General features: G+C 41.8%; 19 protein-coding genes and 1 pseudogene. 14 read left to right on the top strand and 6 right to left on the bottom strand.

Features of this window, described 5'->3' with window-relative positions; genetic code table 11:
- Position 1 precedes the first annotated feature (1 nt).
- From BKK54_RS01050 to BKK54_RS00995, 13 genes and pseudogenes are all read left to right on the top strand, one after another.
- Positions 2-340 (top strand): GPW/gp25 family protein, encoded by a 339-nt coding sequence (locus BKK54_RS01050; protein ID WP_077540791.1) that lies wholly within the window; start codon positions 2-4, stop codon positions 338-340.
- On the top strand, positions 337-1,251 hold the full coding sequence (locus tag BKK54_RS01045) for a baseplate assembly protein (protein ID WP_077540675.1): 915 nt from the start codon (positions 337-339) through the stop codon (positions 1,249-1,251). Before BKK54_RS01050 ends, BKK54_RS01045 begins: the two co-directional genes overlap by 4 nt.
- On the top strand, positions 1,241-1,780 hold the full coding sequence (locus BKK54_RS01040; RefSeq protein WP_077540673.1) for a phage tail protein I: 540 nt from the start codon (positions 1,241-1,243) through the stop codon (positions 1,778-1,780). The genes BKK54_RS01045 and BKK54_RS01040 overlap by 11 nt, the downstream gene beginning before the upstream one ends.
- 2 nt (positions 1,781-1,782) lie before the next feature.
- On the top strand, positions 1,783-4,080 hold the full coding sequence (locus BKK54_RS11955) for a phage tail protein (protein ID WP_143541391.1): 2,298 nt from the start codon (positions 1,783-1,785) through the stop codon (positions 4,078-4,080).
- A gap of 9 nt (positions 4,081-4,089) precedes the next feature.
- A complete protein-coding gene (locus BKK54_RS01030; protein WP_077540672.1) occupies positions 4,090-4,683 on the top strand; it encodes a phage tail protein in 594 nt (197 codons plus the stop codon).
- The gene (locus tag BKK54_RS01025; RefSeq protein WP_077540670.1) at positions 4,668-5,138 is read left to right on the top strand and encodes an enoyl-CoA hydratase; all 471 of its coding nucleotides are present in this window, start codon (positions 4,668-4,670) and stop codon (positions 5,136-5,138) included. The genes BKK54_RS01030 and BKK54_RS01025 overlap by 16 nt, the downstream gene beginning before the upstream one ends.
- Before the next feature lie 128 nt (positions 5,139-5,266).
- Entirely contained in the window at positions 5,267-6,451 is a 1,185-nt protein-coding gene (locus tag BKK54_RS01020; protein WP_077540668.1) for a phage tail sheath subtilisin-like domain-containing protein, read from the top strand.
- A 3-nt stretch (positions 6,452-6,454) separates the two neighbouring features.
- Positions 6,455-6,961, top strand: coding sequence for a phage major tail tube protein (locus BKK54_RS01015; protein WP_077540666.1), 507 nt, complete (start codon positions 6,455-6,457; stop codon positions 6,959-6,961).
- Positions 6,962-7,051: 90 nt separating this feature from the next.
- On the top strand, positions 7,052-7,348 hold the full coding sequence (locus BKK54_RS01010; RefSeq protein WP_077540664.1) for a phage tail assembly protein: 297 nt from the start codon (positions 7,052-7,054) through the stop codon (positions 7,346-7,348).
- Between the two features lie 29 nt (positions 7,349-7,377).
- Positions 7,378-7,497 (top strand): GpE family phage tail protein, encoded by a 120-nt coding sequence (locus BKK54_RS01005; protein WP_077540662.1) that lies wholly within the window; start codon positions 7,378-7,380, stop codon positions 7,495-7,497.
- Positions 7,498-7,717: 220 nt separating this feature from the next.
- Positions 7,718-7,891 carry a hypothetical protein gene (locus tag BKK54_RS11810; protein ID WP_167366608.1) on the top strand — a complete coding sequence of 58 codons (174 nt, stop codon included), beginning with the start codon at positions 7,718-7,720 and terminating at the stop codon, positions 7,889-7,891.
- Positions 7,892-7,895: 4 nt separating this feature from the next.
- Positions 7,896-8,333 (top strand): phage tail protein, encoded by a 438-nt coding sequence (locus BKK54_RS01000; protein ID WP_077540661.1) that lies wholly within the window; start codon positions 7,896-7,898, stop codon positions 8,331-8,333.
- A pseudogene (locus BKK54_RS00995) lies at positions 8,333-9,395 on the top strand (contractile injection system protein, VgrG/Pvc8 family). The gene BKK54_RS01000 and the pseudogene BKK54_RS00995 overlap by 1 nt, the downstream one beginning before the upstream one ends.
- On the opposite strand, the gene BKK54_RS00990 reads toward BKK54_RS00995, so the two are convergent.
- From BKK54_RS00990 to BKK54_RS00970, 5 genes are all read right to left on the bottom strand, one after another.
- Entirely contained in the window at positions 9,310-10,131 is an 822-nt protein-coding gene (locus tag BKK54_RS00990) for a DUF5677 domain-containing protein (protein WP_077540660.1), read from the bottom strand. The pseudogene BKK54_RS00995 and the gene BKK54_RS00990 overlap by 86 nt on opposite strands.
- Before the next feature lie 2 nt (positions 10,132-10,133).
- A complete protein-coding gene (locus BKK54_RS12230; protein ID WP_432213691.1) occupies positions 10,134-10,238 on the bottom strand; it encodes an excalibur calcium-binding domain-containing protein in 105 nt (34 codons plus the stop codon).
- A gap of 133 nt (positions 10,239-10,371) precedes the next feature.
- Positions 10,372-11,535 (bottom strand): hypothetical protein, encoded by a 1,164-nt coding sequence (locus tag BKK54_RS00980; RefSeq protein ID WP_077540659.1) that lies wholly within the window; start codon positions 11,533-11,535, stop codon positions 10,372-10,374.
- Between the two features lie 16 nt (positions 11,536-11,551).
- Positions 11,552-11,926, bottom strand: a complete 375-nt coding sequence (locus BKK54_RS00975; RefSeq protein ID WP_077540658.1) for a PH domain-containing protein — start codon at positions 11,924-11,926, stop codon at positions 11,552-11,554.
- Between the two features lie 26 nt (positions 11,927-11,952).
- Positions 11,953-12,633, bottom strand: coding sequence for an XRE family transcriptional regulator (locus tag BKK54_RS00970; RefSeq protein WP_077540657.1), 681 nt, complete (start codon positions 12,631-12,633; stop codon positions 11,953-11,955).
- A 118-nt stretch (positions 12,634-12,751) separates the two neighbouring features.
- Here BKK54_RS00970 and BKK54_RS00965 point away from each other — a divergent pair, with 118 nt between their 5' ends.
- Positions 12,752-13,000, top strand: a complete 249-nt coding sequence (locus BKK54_RS00965; RefSeq protein WP_077540656.1) for a YdaS family helix-turn-helix protein — start codon at positions 12,752-12,754, stop codon at positions 12,998-13,000.
- On the opposite strand, the gene BKK54_RS00960 is transcribed toward BKK54_RS00965, so the two are convergent.
- Complete coding sequence (locus tag BKK54_RS00960) at positions 12,987-13,316, bottom strand: hypothetical protein (RefSeq protein WP_158074606.1); 330 nt, start codon at positions 13,314-13,316, stop codon at positions 12,987-12,989. The two genes, BKK54_RS00965 and BKK54_RS00960, sit on opposite strands and share 14 nt — an antisense overlap.
- Positions 13,317-13,341: the final 25 nt, after the last annotated feature.

The raw sequence follows: 13,341 nt of genomic DNA, 5'->3' as shown, positions 1-13,341 counted from the left end.
GATGAATAGATTCACAGGCGAACGCTTAACTGATGAAAGTTCGCACATCAAACAATCCATCGCCGATATTTTACTCACGCCCATTGGCTCGCGTATTCAACGGCGGGAATATGGCAGTTTAATTCCAATGTTGATTGACCGACCGATTAACACCGTTTTATTACTGCAGCTTGCCGCTTGTGCCGTGACCGCGATCAACCGTTGGGAACCAAGGGTACAAATCACCCAATTTAAACCACAACTGACAGAACGTGGCATTACCGCAAGTTATGTGGTGCGTTATCGCAAAAATAATCAAGAAATTCGCAATGAACAACTCTTACTCGGTGGCAAACAATGAGCGAACTTGTCGATTTATCCAAACTTGATGCACCCAAAGTGCTTGAAGACTTAAATTTTGAAACCCTGTTGGCAGAACGCAAAGCTGAATTTATCGCTTTATTTCCGCAAGAAGAACGCCCATTTTGGCAAGCTCGGTTAAGTATTGAAAGTGAACCCATTACTAAATTACTGCAAGAAGTGGTTTATTTACAGTTGCTTGAACGCTCCCGTATTAATCAGGCAGCACAAGCCACGATGTTGGCGTATGCCACGGGTTCGGATCTTGATGTCATTGCCGCCAACTTCAATGTACAACGACAAATCATTCAAGCAGAAGACAACAGCGTAACACCAAAAATACCGGCTATTTTAGAAGATGACACCTCGCTACGTTTGCGTACTCAACTAGCTTTTGAGGGGCTTTCTGTTGCTGGTCCTCGTTCCGCTTATGTCTTTCACGCCCTTTCCGCACACCCCGAAATCGCCGATGTGTCTGTCATTTCCCCAGAACCGGCACAAGTAACCGTCACCATTTTAAGCCGAATCGGGCAAGGCACGGCAAGTGAACAAGTATTAAATGCCGTGCGTAAAAAACTCAATGATGAAAATATCCGCCCTATTGGTGATCGTGTGACTGTGCAAAGTGCGGTGATCCACGCTTATAGCATCCGAGCCAAATTACATTTATACCGTGGGCCGGAATATGAACCAATCAAAGCCGAGGCATTTAAAAAACTCACTGCCTACACGGAAGAAAAACGAAGACTTGGGCGTGATATTAGCCTTTCCGGTATTTATGCCGCTTTGCATTTAGAAGGCGTGCAACGTGTGGAGTTATTAAGTCCCACAACCGACATAGTGCTGCCAAGTTCAAAATCTGCTTATTGCACCAACATTAATCTCGAGGTAGTGAGCAGTGATGATTACTAGTCACTTATTGCCGATTGGCTCAACCCCACTGGAAAAACGGGCGGCGGAAATTCTCAAAAGTGCGGTTGAAAATCCCATTATTATTGCGGATTTAATCAACCCTGATCGCTGCCCTGTTGAATTGCTCCCCTATCTTGCGTGGACATTTTCCGTGGATAAATGGGACGAACACTGGACAGAAAACGTCAAGCGAACAGCGATTAAACAATCGTATTTTGTACATAAACACAAAGGCACGATTGCCGCCGTCAAACGGGTGATTGAACCCATCGGCTATTTAGTTGAGCTGAAAGAATGGTTTAACACTCAACAGCAAGGAATCCCCGGCACATTTAGCCTAACCGTGGAAGTGCCGGAAAGTGGCCTAAGTGAACAAACCTACAATGAATTAGTGCGACTGGTGAATGATGTCAAACCTGTCTCACGCCACTTAACCCAACTTGCTATCGCCATTTCGCCAACAGGTGCACTGAACACCTTTATCGGACAACAAGAAGGCGAGATCATTACTATCTACCCACAAGGATAACTATGGCTTCACAATATTTTGCAATTTTAACCGATTATGGCACGACTGCTTTTGCCAAAGCCTTAAGCAGTAAACAGCCGTTACAACTCACCACCTTTGCCGTGGGTGATGGTAACGGACGAGCGGTCACCCCAACAGCAAACCGTACTGCACTTGTGCGTGAAAAACACCGTGCGCCGGTCAGCGCCGTTTCCCTTGATCCTCGTAACAATAAACAAGTTATCGTGGAATTAACGATTCCTGAAAATATAGGCGGTTTCTATATTCGAGAAATGGGCGTATTTGATAACCACAATAAACTCATTGCTTATGCCAACTGCCCTGAAAGTTTTAAACCGCTTGAAAGTAGTGGCAGCGGCAAAATTCAAGTGTTGCGGATGATCTTAAAAGTCGCCTCATCAAATGCGGTCACATTAAGTGTTGATCACAGCGTGATTTTTGTCACCCGCCAACAACTTACGCCGAAAACGATCACCGCCACAACACAAAACGGCTTTGATGAAAGCGGGCATAGCCACGAGATTGCCAAAGCCAACACCACCCAAATGGGGATAACCCAACATACCAATAATTACAACGGCGACAGCGAAACGCTTTCACTTTCGCAAAAAGGGGCAAAAGCAATCAAAGCCTTGATTGATAGCGTGACTCGTAACTTGAGTCACTATATCCCCAACAGCAAAAAATCATCCTCTGTTGGGAGCAATTCAGCTGACACGGTGGCAACATCAGCTGCCGCTAAAACCGCTTATGATAAAGGCGTAACGGCTTTAAATAAGGCGAATGACGCCAATAACAATGCCAATGGACGTGTGAGTAAATCAGGCGATACGATGACGGGCGACCTTTCTATTAAAAGTGGCGATTATTCAAAGTTAAAGCTCTATAACCTTGACGGCAAAGAATTTCGTTTTGAGTCAACTCCAGATAGCCACGACAGTATTGGGAAAGCAAGCTATCGTAGTGCTGATGATGCAACCGAGTATTACGCGCAACTTTTCCCACAAAAGAGCGGCACGCTTGCACTTACGAATGAAGTTATCCTGAACACGGGCAATCAGTCAATCAACGGCATTTTAAAAGCCGAAAGCGTAAACGGTGCATGGGCTGCTTATGAATTTGGTGCAAAACAAGATATCTGGCATTTAGAGGTTCATCCGGATAGCCACACAGCAGGCAATCGCCGATTTAATATGAAATGGATGCCTAATAGTGGCACGCAGGTTTATTTGTCATTCCCACATATTGGCGATAATGGTGATACGGTCGCCTATCAAAGTTGGGTCAATGCCGAACTTCAAAAAGTGCGGTCTGTTGCAAATAGTGCAAACACAAATGCTAATAGTCGCGCATCAAAACGAGCTTTAACAAATGATGATTTAAATAATATTACGGCATCCGGCATTTACGGGCAATCTTTAGATCCTAATTCGACATCGGGTCGACATTATCCGATTCAGCAAGCGGGAAAGCTGATAGTGACTGAAAGCTCCGGCTTTGGCGCACAGCAGCTTTACATCACTTATCACGATAATCACATTTATGCTAGAGGTAAAAATCACGCAGGTTGGAATAACTGGAAGCGTATTGATGGCTTGGATAAAGTCAACAAAAGTGGCGATACGATGACAGGTGATTTATCTATCCGTAATGGCGATTATTCAAAATTAAAACTTTACAACTCAAGCGGTAAAGAGTTTAGGTTTGAATCTACGCCTGATAGCCACAGCAATATTGGGAAAGCGAGCTATCGTAGCCCGGATGGGACAACGGAGTATTACGCACAGTATTTCCCGAAAAAAAGCGGTACGGTGGCATTGGTTGAAGATCTTAATGGCGTTCATTATTCCAACCATGCTTACGTTGAAACCACGATTAACAATAGTGACTACGGTGGGGCGAATTTTAAGCGCCGTGGCAGTGCCGGCAACTGGGACAGCCGCATTGAACCTCTACCGGACAAACGTTGGAAATTCTGGACGCAAAACTCACACGAAATTTATTTACCGGCGAAAGGTGGCACGGTAGCGTTGTTGGAAGATTTTACTCAAAACCTATCCGGTAACGGTTGGTGCAAACTGCCGAACGGTTTAATTATGCAATGGGGTAAAGCAAATGGCGGTTGGGTCAATTTCCCGATTGCTTTTCCGAATAGCTGCTTTTCCGTTGTGGGGACGCAAGGTGAGGGAAGAAATTACGAGCCATATATCATCACCAATATTAGCAACACCAAGTTTTATCACAAAGGAAAATTTGAGGGAGATGCCCAAAATGCGCACTGGATTGCGATTGGACGATAAGGAGGATTTATGTATTTTTTTGACGAAACGATCAATGCTTTTTTAGTTGAGGGTATCCACAACATTCCGGCAAACGCTATCAACGTGTCAGAGGCAGAATATGATGAACTTATCGCTAAACGTGATGCAGGTTGCGAGCTTTATATTTTAGACGGCAAAGTGAAAGCGACCCCGCCCCGCCCGTCAGATGGATATGATTGGGACGGTAAAAACTGGGAGATTTCAGCGGAAAAACTGACCGCACTTTTAACCGACCGAAAAACAGCGTTATTGCAACACATTGCGGATAAAACCTACCAATTAAAAGCACAGTATTTGCAGGGCTATTCCCAAGCTGAAATTGATAGTTTTTATCGGCAGGAACGTGAGGCACGAGGCGAATTACCGTTAATGTTGTTGACCGAACTATTCGAGGGGCGGGACGATTTAGCTAATATTGAGCAACTCAAGGAAAAAGTTATCGAAAAAGCGGATTTGTTTGCAATCATTATGGGAAAAACCTTTGCCGTTAAGCAGAATTTTGAAACCCATATTGAACAAGCCCAAACCTTAGAAGAACTGGAAAATATTAGTAAGGAGATTGACCAATGGCAATCTATTTAGCCCTTTACAAAGGCAAAGCAAAAAATCGCTTTGAACGCTTGCAAGACAGTATTATTCGTTTTTTCACAAAAGGTGAATATTCGCACTGTGAATTGGTCGTTGAGCGACAAGAACAATGGGGGCAATACGATTACCGCCCTGTTTATGATTGTTACAGTTCAAGCCCACGTGACGGTGGCGTGCGTTGTAAGCGAATCAATGTAGCCGACCGCACCAAGTGGGACTTAATCCCGCTAGATAACATCACCGAGCCCCAAATCAACGCCTATTTTGACCGCACTTCGGGCGCAAAATACGATTGGTGGGGCGTGTTGGGGATTGTGTTTGGGATTAAACAAAAACGCTCAAAATATTTTTGTTCGGAATGGTGTTTTAATGCCATCAAAGGCAGCGAAGAAGGCTGGCGATTTAGCCCGAATCAGTTGGCTGTCATATACCAACCAAGTAGGACGTGATAAAAGTGCGGTCAATTTTGACCGCACTTTGTTAATTGATTGCTCACACTTTCCCCCGCTCGCACTCCCCTACGTACTCACGCAAAATAGCCCTATCTTTTAATCAGCAGAAACCATAGGGCTAAATTATGTCTGAAGAATATCTCCACGGTGTCAAAGTCACTGAAATTTCCGAAGCTTTGCGCACCTTGACGACATCATCCACTGCCGTCATTGGTTTGGTTGCGACAGCACCTGACGCAGACAATGACACCTTCCCACTGAATAAACCAACCTTGCTCACCGGCATTACACCGTCAATCATTGCCAAAGCAGGCAAAACCGGTACGCTTTCCCGTGCATTAGACGGCATTTTAGATATTGTCAATTGTAAAGTCGTTGTGATCCGTGTTGCAGAAAATGCCGATGAATCACAAATGAAATCCAACGTGATCGGCGGTGTCGATGACGAAGGCAATTACACCGGCTTGAAAGCGTTTTTAGTTTCTGCCGCCGTTTGTGGAGTTAAACCCCGCATTTTCTGTGTGCCGAAATATGATTCGCAAGATGTCACCACTGAATTAATTAGCGTAGCGCAAAAACTCAATGGCTTTGTGTATGCCTCTTGCTACGGGTGCAACACGAAAGAACAAGCTGTGACTTATCGCCGTCAATTTTCACAACGTGAGCTAATGTTGATTTTTGGTGATTTCCTTTCTTTCAATCCTCACACCAAACAAACGGAAGTGGATTATGCCGTGGTGCGTGCTGCTGCAATGCGTGCATTCCAAGATAAAGAATTTGGTTGGCATACGTCTATTTCAAACAAGGGTTTAAACGGTGTCACCGGTGTGACAAAACCGTTGTCATTCGACATCAACGACAGTGCGACTGATGTCAATTATTTGAACGAACAAGGCATTACCGCTTGTATCAATTACAACGGTTACAAATTCTGGGGCTTGCGTACCTGTTCTGCCGACAAGTTATTTATCTACGAAAACTACACCCGCACCGCACAAGTGCTGAAAGACACGATTGCCCAATCATTCGATTGGGCGGTAGGTAAAGACATTTCCGTCAATCTTGTAAAAGAGATTGTGGAAGCCATCAATGCGAAATGGCGTGAATTTGTGGCGAAAGGTTATTTGGTTGGTGGCAAAGCCTTTATCAATCCTGAATTAAACACCGCAGCAACCTTAAAAGATGCGAAATTGCTTGTCTCTTATGATTACTGCCCTGTGCCACCGTTAGAACAGCTTGGCTTTAACCAATATATCAGCGATGAATATTTGGTTGAATTTGCTGCCAACATCGCAAAAGTAGGAGCGTAACAAATGGCTTTACCCCGTAAATTAAAACTGATGAATTTCTTGGCTGACGGCAATTCCTATCGTGGTCAAGTCACCGAAATCACCCAACCTAAACTCGCTTTAAAACTGGAAGAATACCGTGCAGGCGGTATGTTCGGACCGGTAAAAGTCAATCTCGGTGTTGAAGCCCTTGAGGCGCAATTCAAAATGGGCGGTTATATGACCGAGCTTTTGAAACAATTTGGCGGAGCGATTGACGGCACACCGCTACGCTTTGCCGGTGCATATCAACAAGACGACACCGAAGAAGTCACCAGTATTGAACTTGTGATGCGTGGTCGTTTCGGTGAAATCGACAACGGCACCAGTAAATCAGGCGACGACACCGAACAAAGCTACACCGTGCCTTTGACTTATTACAAAATCATCGAAAACGGCAAAGATATTATCGAAATTGATCTGCTCAATTCCGTGTTTATCATGGACGGTAAAGACCGCTTAGCGGAACACCGTGCAGCCATAGGTATTTAATTTCACACACCTTGCCCCGAAAGGGGCATTTTTAGAAATCTCCCCCTCCCCCCTCTTTATGAAAGAGGGGGAATATTAAAGGATAAAACTATGAAAAATGAAACCTCAAAAATTATTACACTTAGCGCACCAATTATGCGTGGCGATAAACACATCACCGACATCACCGTGATTAAACCCACCGTGCCGGCATTAAAGGGGTTGAAAATGTTTGACGTGTTGAAAATGGATGTGGATGCCTTGCAAGTGTTATTGCCACGCGTTACCCAACCGGTGCTACACAAAGCGGACTTTTCCACAATGGAAGTGGCTGACTTCACAGAACTTGCTGCGGCGGCTGTCGGTTTTTTAGGGAAGAACTCGGAAACGGAAAATCCGACCGAGTAATCTTAATCGCTGCCACGGTGGAAGATGCCATGGCCGATATTGCTCTGATTTTCCACTGGCAACCGCAAGCCTTTGACGAGATGACATTTAGCGAGCTTATGCAATGGCGAGAAAAAGCGAGAGAACGCAATGAGACAGAAGGTGATTGATTATTTAATGGCAAAACCCCGTTATGTGATTTGGCGCATTTTGTTGGCCGCACTTCTCTGCTTTTGGCTGATTGTTATCTTTGGCATTGCTTTTTCACTCATCAAGTCATTTCAATAGGTTAAAATTCGGACACACGCAGTGTGTCCCTACAAAAAACAAATTATGCAACTGCAACATAATATTGGAATTTTTTGACCGCACTTTTTATGGAATTCAAAAATGAAATCTGTATTTATTTTTCTTTTCTATTTTCTTTCTATTATTACCGTGTCAGGTTTTGCTGCGTTCCTGATGTATCACCGAATTGAAGGTTGGGGTTGGCTCGTTTTTATTGATGTTTTGCTGGTTAGCATGACAATTCGGACTGCTGATAAACCTCAATCTGAAGGATAACATCATGCTCCAAAACTCCGCCCTTGCTGCCCTTGGCGTGTTTGTGTTTACCCGTCAAACCGTGCCTTTTCAGAGCTTAGACCGTCAATCATCGTGGCGACATCCCACCAATTCCGTTGTGGGGCAAATGCCAAAAACCCAGTTTACTGGCAAAGATTCGGAAACCGTTACTATTAGCGGTCGATTAATCCCTGAAATCACAGGTGGTACATTAAGCCTTGCCATGTTGGAATTAATGGCGGAAAGCGGTGCAGCATTTCCTTTGATTGAAGGGGCAAATTTTATGTTGATGGGGTTCTTTGTGATCGAATCTATCCAAGAAACCCGCACAGAATTGTTCGGCGATGGCACGGCACGTGCGATTGATTTTACCCTTAATTTAAAACGTACTGATGATCCACTATTGATTGAGCTTGCGCAAAATGTGATGGGAGCAATTTAATGTTTGAGTTTGCCACCAATCACCGCACACCTAAATTTTCTGTGGTTGTGATCACGCAAGATAAACAGAAAAACGACATCACGCAAACTGTTGCCGACCGTTTAATGAGTATGCAGATTGAGGACAATCGGGGCTTTGAAGCGGATATGCTTGATTTGCAGCTTTCCGACCACGACGGCAAACTCGCCCTTCCCCCTCGTAACGCCGCCATTCAAGTGGCGATAGGTTGGCGAGCAAAAAGAGCGGTCATTTCACAATATCAAACTCGGTGCATTGATTGACCAAATCGCCAAAGAAAATAAATTGGAAAGCCAATGTGCCAAAGAATATACCGAACAAACCATTTCACACCTCGACCAAACCAACGAAAGCGACATTAATTTACTGACACGTCTTGCAGAAGAATATGGCGCAATGGCAACAGTGAAGAATGGCGTGTTGCTGTTTATGCCATTGGGCGCAGCCAAAACCGCCACAGACAAACCCATTCCAGCGGTTCAAATCACTAAATCGGAAGGCGACAGCTACAATTTCAGCATTGCCGAAAGCGACAACTACAAAGCCGTGCGTGCCTATTGGCACAATACGGACACCGGCAAACGGGGGGAGATCACCGTTGATACCAACACTAAAATCGTGAAAAAACAGCGAATGACAAAAGGCAGAACGCTGAAAAACGGCACAGTGAAAGGCAGACACTTGAGCAAGCGGAAATACAACACCGTAGAACAGCAAGAGCCGGTTACAAGCAATAGCGATCAAATCAAAACCCTTCGCCACACTTACGCCACGGAAGCCTCCGCAATCAATGCGGCAAAATCCGCTTTTGATAAACTCAAGCGTGGTGTAGCAAGTTTTAGCATCACCCTTGCCTACGGCATACCGGATTTAATGCCGGAAACACCGGTGCAACTTTCAGGCTTTAAACAAGAAATTGACGGGGCGGATTGGTTGATTACGAAGGTTTCGCACAATATCAGCGACAATGGCTATACTTCGCAAGTGGAGTGTGAGTTGAAGGTTGAGGCGGAAGAAGTGGCGGTGAGGAAAGAGGAAAAGTAGCACAAAAAAGTTGGGTAATTACGTTTAATTTGAAAATTGATAAAAATCTATTAAATAAACTTATTGATTGTATAAAAATGAAGTTTGTTAGTGAAAGATATTCCTTTTGCATAATAAGGTTACCAATCGGATTTAACACTGTCTGTTTATTTTTATGATGCAATTGAATGACTTGTGCTAAATTACAATGAGTATGCTTTGACAAAAGAAATACGGAATTATATATCGTTTGATCATCTATTTTATTTGAGTATTCCTTTGCCTTCGGTGTTAATTTAAAATCTTTTTCCTTTTCAAGATCATTAAGTTTTTTGGATAAATTATCTATCTTCTCACTAATTTCATTAAGTTTTCGTTCTTTTTCATCTGATGAATACATTCCTTCTACATTCTTTAAAATTTTTTCTTTTTCTTTATAGTCAGAATATGTAACTCTATCCATTCCAAATTGCTCATTTGTACACATTTCTTCCAATTTCAAAAAGCATTCAACCAAAGATCGTAATAGAATAGGAACAGATAAGAAATTCTTATTTTCAAAATTGGAGAAAACTTCCTTAACCAACATCAAGATATGGAAGAAAAAAACAATCTTGTCAATTCTATCTTCCTTTTTCACCAAATCTAAGTTAGATGAGAATTCATCTAACCATTCCTTATATGTATTAAATTGTTCTTTTGCTAATTCTATCAGTTCATCTTCTGTTTTGATTAACTTTAACTTATTTTCACACATTATTATCTCCTACAAACATTCTCACAAGGCACGCCATCGCCATCCTGATCTAATCTATCCATCCCACATTGCTTTAAGTAAAATTTTGCTTGGGCGCAAGACTTCATTTGTTTGCAATAGGGAATCGAATCCTCACAACTAAATTGCTCTGTATCCGCTTTCTTCCCCTTGGCAAGTACAGGGGAAGAAATCAGAAAAAGTGCGGTTAAAATGGGAGTGAGTTTTTTCAGTTTTGATTCCTTAATCAAATACTTTTGGTTGTTTTTCCAATTTCTCTATCGTCAAAAATGCAACGCCACCTAAGCTAGGATGAACAGTTAGTTTGAGAGTCAATCCATCAACTAATTTAGTTTCTTCAATACTTTCTTTATTTTTCGATTTCTTCATTTTTTTGCCGACAATATCCATCATTGATGTAACCGTCTTAAATGATTTGTCCGGATTAGGGGTAGCAAGCATGGCTGCCGCAATTCCCCCTGTTGATTGCATAACAATATTTGCATCATTCACAAAAGCAAACTGAACGGCAACTTGTACTATATGCTCTTTATCTTTGCCTATCGCATATACTCTGACAAAATCACTAATCGTTGTGGAATATTCCTGATTCCCATTTGCCAGTTCCCGACTATCATTTTGGAAAAGAGACAGATCAAAGGCTTGTTTTAATTTGACCTGTATGTTTGTGAAATCAACATCAAGCGGAAGTTTCACCACTTCATAAGGCTGTTCAATTTTTCCAGTCAGTAAGCCAGTGAGAATTTGTTTGCGATACTCTTCCCGATTAAACGCATCTGCCCGTTTTGAGCGAGAATAGCCCAAGATGTTATATTCATCGTCTTTATCGAAAGAGACATAATCATCAAAAGATTTCATTGCGCTATATGTTTGCAGAACTTTTAGCGCATTTTCACGGGTAATTTTGCCTTTGATTGCTGCATTTTTGCCGTATGGCTTGCCATTTTGTTTTATTGGTTCAAGCGTTAAATCAACACTATCCACATTTAAGTGTGCAAAAATTTCAAAAATATTCGCAATAAATTTTCTTTCCAAGTCATTGCGAATGTCTTTTTGATCTAAATCCTCAAATACAGATTCTTTTAAGGTTAATTTGAGTGGGTTTTCAGACTTAACAACAATCGTTTTATCTTCAATATCATAATCATGACGAAAGAGATCAATCGCATTATTTAAAATCACACGACCGCTTTCTGTTTTTGTAAATGGAATATTGAAGAATTTCTCAGGTGTAACGGCTTTGATTGTTTCTTCTTGTGCTACATTAGGTGTTGACTGAGCCGTTTGAGGAGCTGCCTCAGCAACATTATTTTGATTTTGTGAAGTATTATCATCACAACCCACAACCGCCATTGCACATAATGTTAAAGCAAATAGTTTTTTCATAAAAACACTCCGCCTGCTATTGACTTAAAATGCATTCTGCGATTAGTTTATCGAACCGTCTTACATCAATTTTTTTATCAAGCTGTAGCTTGATATGTCCAGCCCTTGTCCAAAGTTCAATTTCTGCCGTAAAATCTAACAATCGCCCTGCATTTTCACTAGACCACATATTAATGCTGCTATAAGGAAGGGAATAAATCTCAACTTTTTTTCCAGTAAAACCTTGAGCATCCCGAACAATTAAACGGCGATTTGTAAAAATCGCAATATCCCTTAACGCACGATATGCCTGAACAACATACTCCCCAGTCACCAATAAGTTTTGTACATCTTCCGGTGCTTCACATTCTTGGTGGAAAATCCAAACCAAATTCGCTTTTAATTCACTCATAATATATTCTCCTGTTTACTAATAAATCACCACTTACGCATTTCCATCGGTAAACTAAACACTACTCTTCCGTGAATAAATAGTCCCTCATCGTCCGTAATTTCCCATTTTTCATAAGCAGGGTTATCGGAAATGACAAGTAATTTATGCCCGACCTTTTGTAAGCGTTTAATAAAAATTTGTTCGCCATAGGTGAATACATATAAACCGTCAAAGGAAAAAGAACGTTCTGATATATCCACATAAAGAATATCGCCACTTGATAAGGTGGGATACATACTATCGCCACACACAGTAATAATTTTGAGGGTATTACTATTACTGCGTCCAAATTTCTCACGAAAGAAATCAATATCAAATTCTTGCGCAAGCAAGCCTTGTTCTGTGCCGGTTAAAAACACTCCGTTGCCGGCACTGGCTTCAACTTCTAAAATTTCAACCCGCACTGTATTTTGATTAATCGGTTCTTGCATATTCACCACTCTTATAACGGATTGCGAGTCAGGCTCCCCTTCCCCTGTTTTCAACCAGTGCGCATTTACTCCTAGAGCAGCAGCAATTTCTAGAATATTTTTTGGATTAAGAGTTTCTCCCCTAATTATTTTCGATATTGCCTGTTGAGAAACCCCCACTTTTTTAGAAAAAGCATTCACAGAAAGGCGTTGCTCATACAATTTATCTTGAAGTCTTGTTGCTAAATCAGACATAAAAATCTCCTATTGGTAAAAATATAACTTTGGTTACAAAAAAACAATTGAATAATAGTTGAATTATTTCAACTTTAGTTGCAATATTTATTTCAACCAAAGTTGAAAAAGGTAACTTATGAAGGGTATTGACAAAGCAATAAGCCTCTGTGGAAGAAAAGCGGATATGGCAAGAATCTGCGCAGTCAGTCAAACATCTGTGGTGAAATGGATAAACGGTGGAAAAATGGACGTGAAATATATTCCGCCCATTCTGCAAGCCACCAATTTTGAAGTGAACCCAACAGAATTGCGACCGGATGTGGATTGGGCGGTGATTTATGAAGGGTTGAAAAAGGTTTTTGAGAAGAAAGCTAAAGCGCTTTAATCCAACGAACAAAACGCTCAATTTCGTTTTTGATGTAATGGCGTTCTTTATAAGTAAACAGTGCCATCAGTAAACCAATAAACCAACGAAGGTGACCTTGCGTAAACGCATAGTTTTCTATTGTTAGCGTAGGATTATCACTCAATAAGATAAAAGTGAGGGTGGAGATGGCGGCAAAGAGAGACCAATTAATGATGAAATTTAATAATCGTTTGAACATAGCGTATATCGCAGCGTTAGTTGTTTTTCTTTCAGGTGTGTTAGTACACATTTTGGCATAACAGGAGGCATTATGGCAAACAACGTTGATGAACAATTGAGAAAGGTTTTTGAGTAAAAGA

The sequence above is a fragment of the Rodentibacter genomosp. 1 genome (assembly GCF_001999285.1).
Taxonomy (GTDB): domain Bacteria; phylum Pseudomonadota; class Gammaproteobacteria; order Enterobacterales; family Pasteurellaceae; genus Rodentibacter.
Note: the sequence above shows the minus strand (reverse complement) of the source record. Positions and strands in the feature narration are given on the sequence as shown.

Bases quoted from the DNA above. Each gene is read 5' to 3' on its own strand.
- BKK54_RS01000 (WP_077540661.1), top strand. From the start codon at position 7,896: ATGCTCCAAAACTCCGCCCTTGCTGCCCTTGGCGTGTTTGTGTTTACC.
- BKK54_RS01020 (WP_077540668.1), top strand. From the start codon at position 5,267: ATGTCTGAAGAATATCTCCACGGTGTCAAAGTCACTGAAATTTCCGAA.
- BKK54_RS01045 (WP_077540675.1), top strand. From the start codon at position 337: ATGAGCGAACTTGTCGATTTATCCAAACTTGATGCACCCAAAGTGCTT.
- BKK54_RS00970 (WP_077540657.1), bottom strand. From the start codon at position 12,633: ATGTCTGATTTAGCAACAAGACTTCAAGATAAATTGTATGAGCAACGC.
- BKK54_RS01015 (WP_077540666.1), top strand. From the start codon at position 6,455: ATGGCTTTACCCCGTAAATTAAAACTGATGAATTTCTTGGCTGACGGC.
- BKK54_RS01005 (WP_077540662.1), top strand. From the start codon at position 7,378: ATGGCCGATATTGCTCTGATTTTCCACTGGCAACCGCAAGCCTTTGAC.
- BKK54_RS00975 (WP_077540658.1), bottom strand. From the start codon at position 11,926: ATGAGTGAATTAAAAGCGAATTTGGTTTGGATTTTCCACCAAGAATGT.
- BKK54_RS01025 (WP_077540670.1), top strand. From the start codon at position 4,668: ATGGCAATCTATTTAGCCCTTTACAAAGGCAAAGCAAAAAATCGCTTT.
- BKK54_RS01040 (WP_077540673.1), top strand. From the start codon at position 1,241: ATGATTACTAGTCACTTATTGCCGATTGGCTCAACCCCACTGGAAAAA.
- BKK54_RS01010 (WP_077540664.1), top strand. From the start codon at position 7,052: ATGAAAAATGAAACCTCAAAAATTATTACACTTAGCGCACCAATTATG.
- BKK54_RS11810 (WP_167366608.1), top strand. From the start codon at position 7,718: ATGAAATCTGTATTTATTTTTCTTTTCTATTTTCTTTCTATTATTACC.
- BKK54_RS00980 (WP_077540659.1), bottom strand. From the start codon at position 11,535: ATGAAAAAACTATTTGCTTTAACATTATGTGCAATGGCGGTTGTGGGT.
- BKK54_RS00965 (WP_077540656.1), top strand. From the start codon at position 12,752: ATGAAGGGTATTGACAAAGCAATAAGCCTCTGTGGAAGAAAAGCGGAT.
- BKK54_RS11955 (WP_143541391.1), top strand. From the start codon at position 1,783: ATGGCTTCACAATATTTTGCAATTTTAACCGATTATGGCACGACTGCT.
- BKK54_RS01030 (WP_077540672.1), top strand. From the start codon at position 4,090: ATGTATTTTTTTGACGAAACGATCAATGCTTTTTTAGTTGAGGGTATC.
- BKK54_RS01050 (WP_077540791.1), top strand. From the start codon at position 2: ATGAATAGATTCACAGGCGAACGCTTAACTGATGAAAGTTCGCACATC.
- BKK54_RS00990 (WP_077540660.1), bottom strand. From the start codon at position 10,131: ATGTGTGAAAATAAGTTAAAGTTAATCAAAACAGAAGATGAACTGATA.
- BKK54_RS12230 (WP_432213691.1), bottom strand. From the start codon at position 10,238: ATGAAGTCTTGCGCCCAAGCAAAATTTTACTTAAAGCAATGTGGGATG.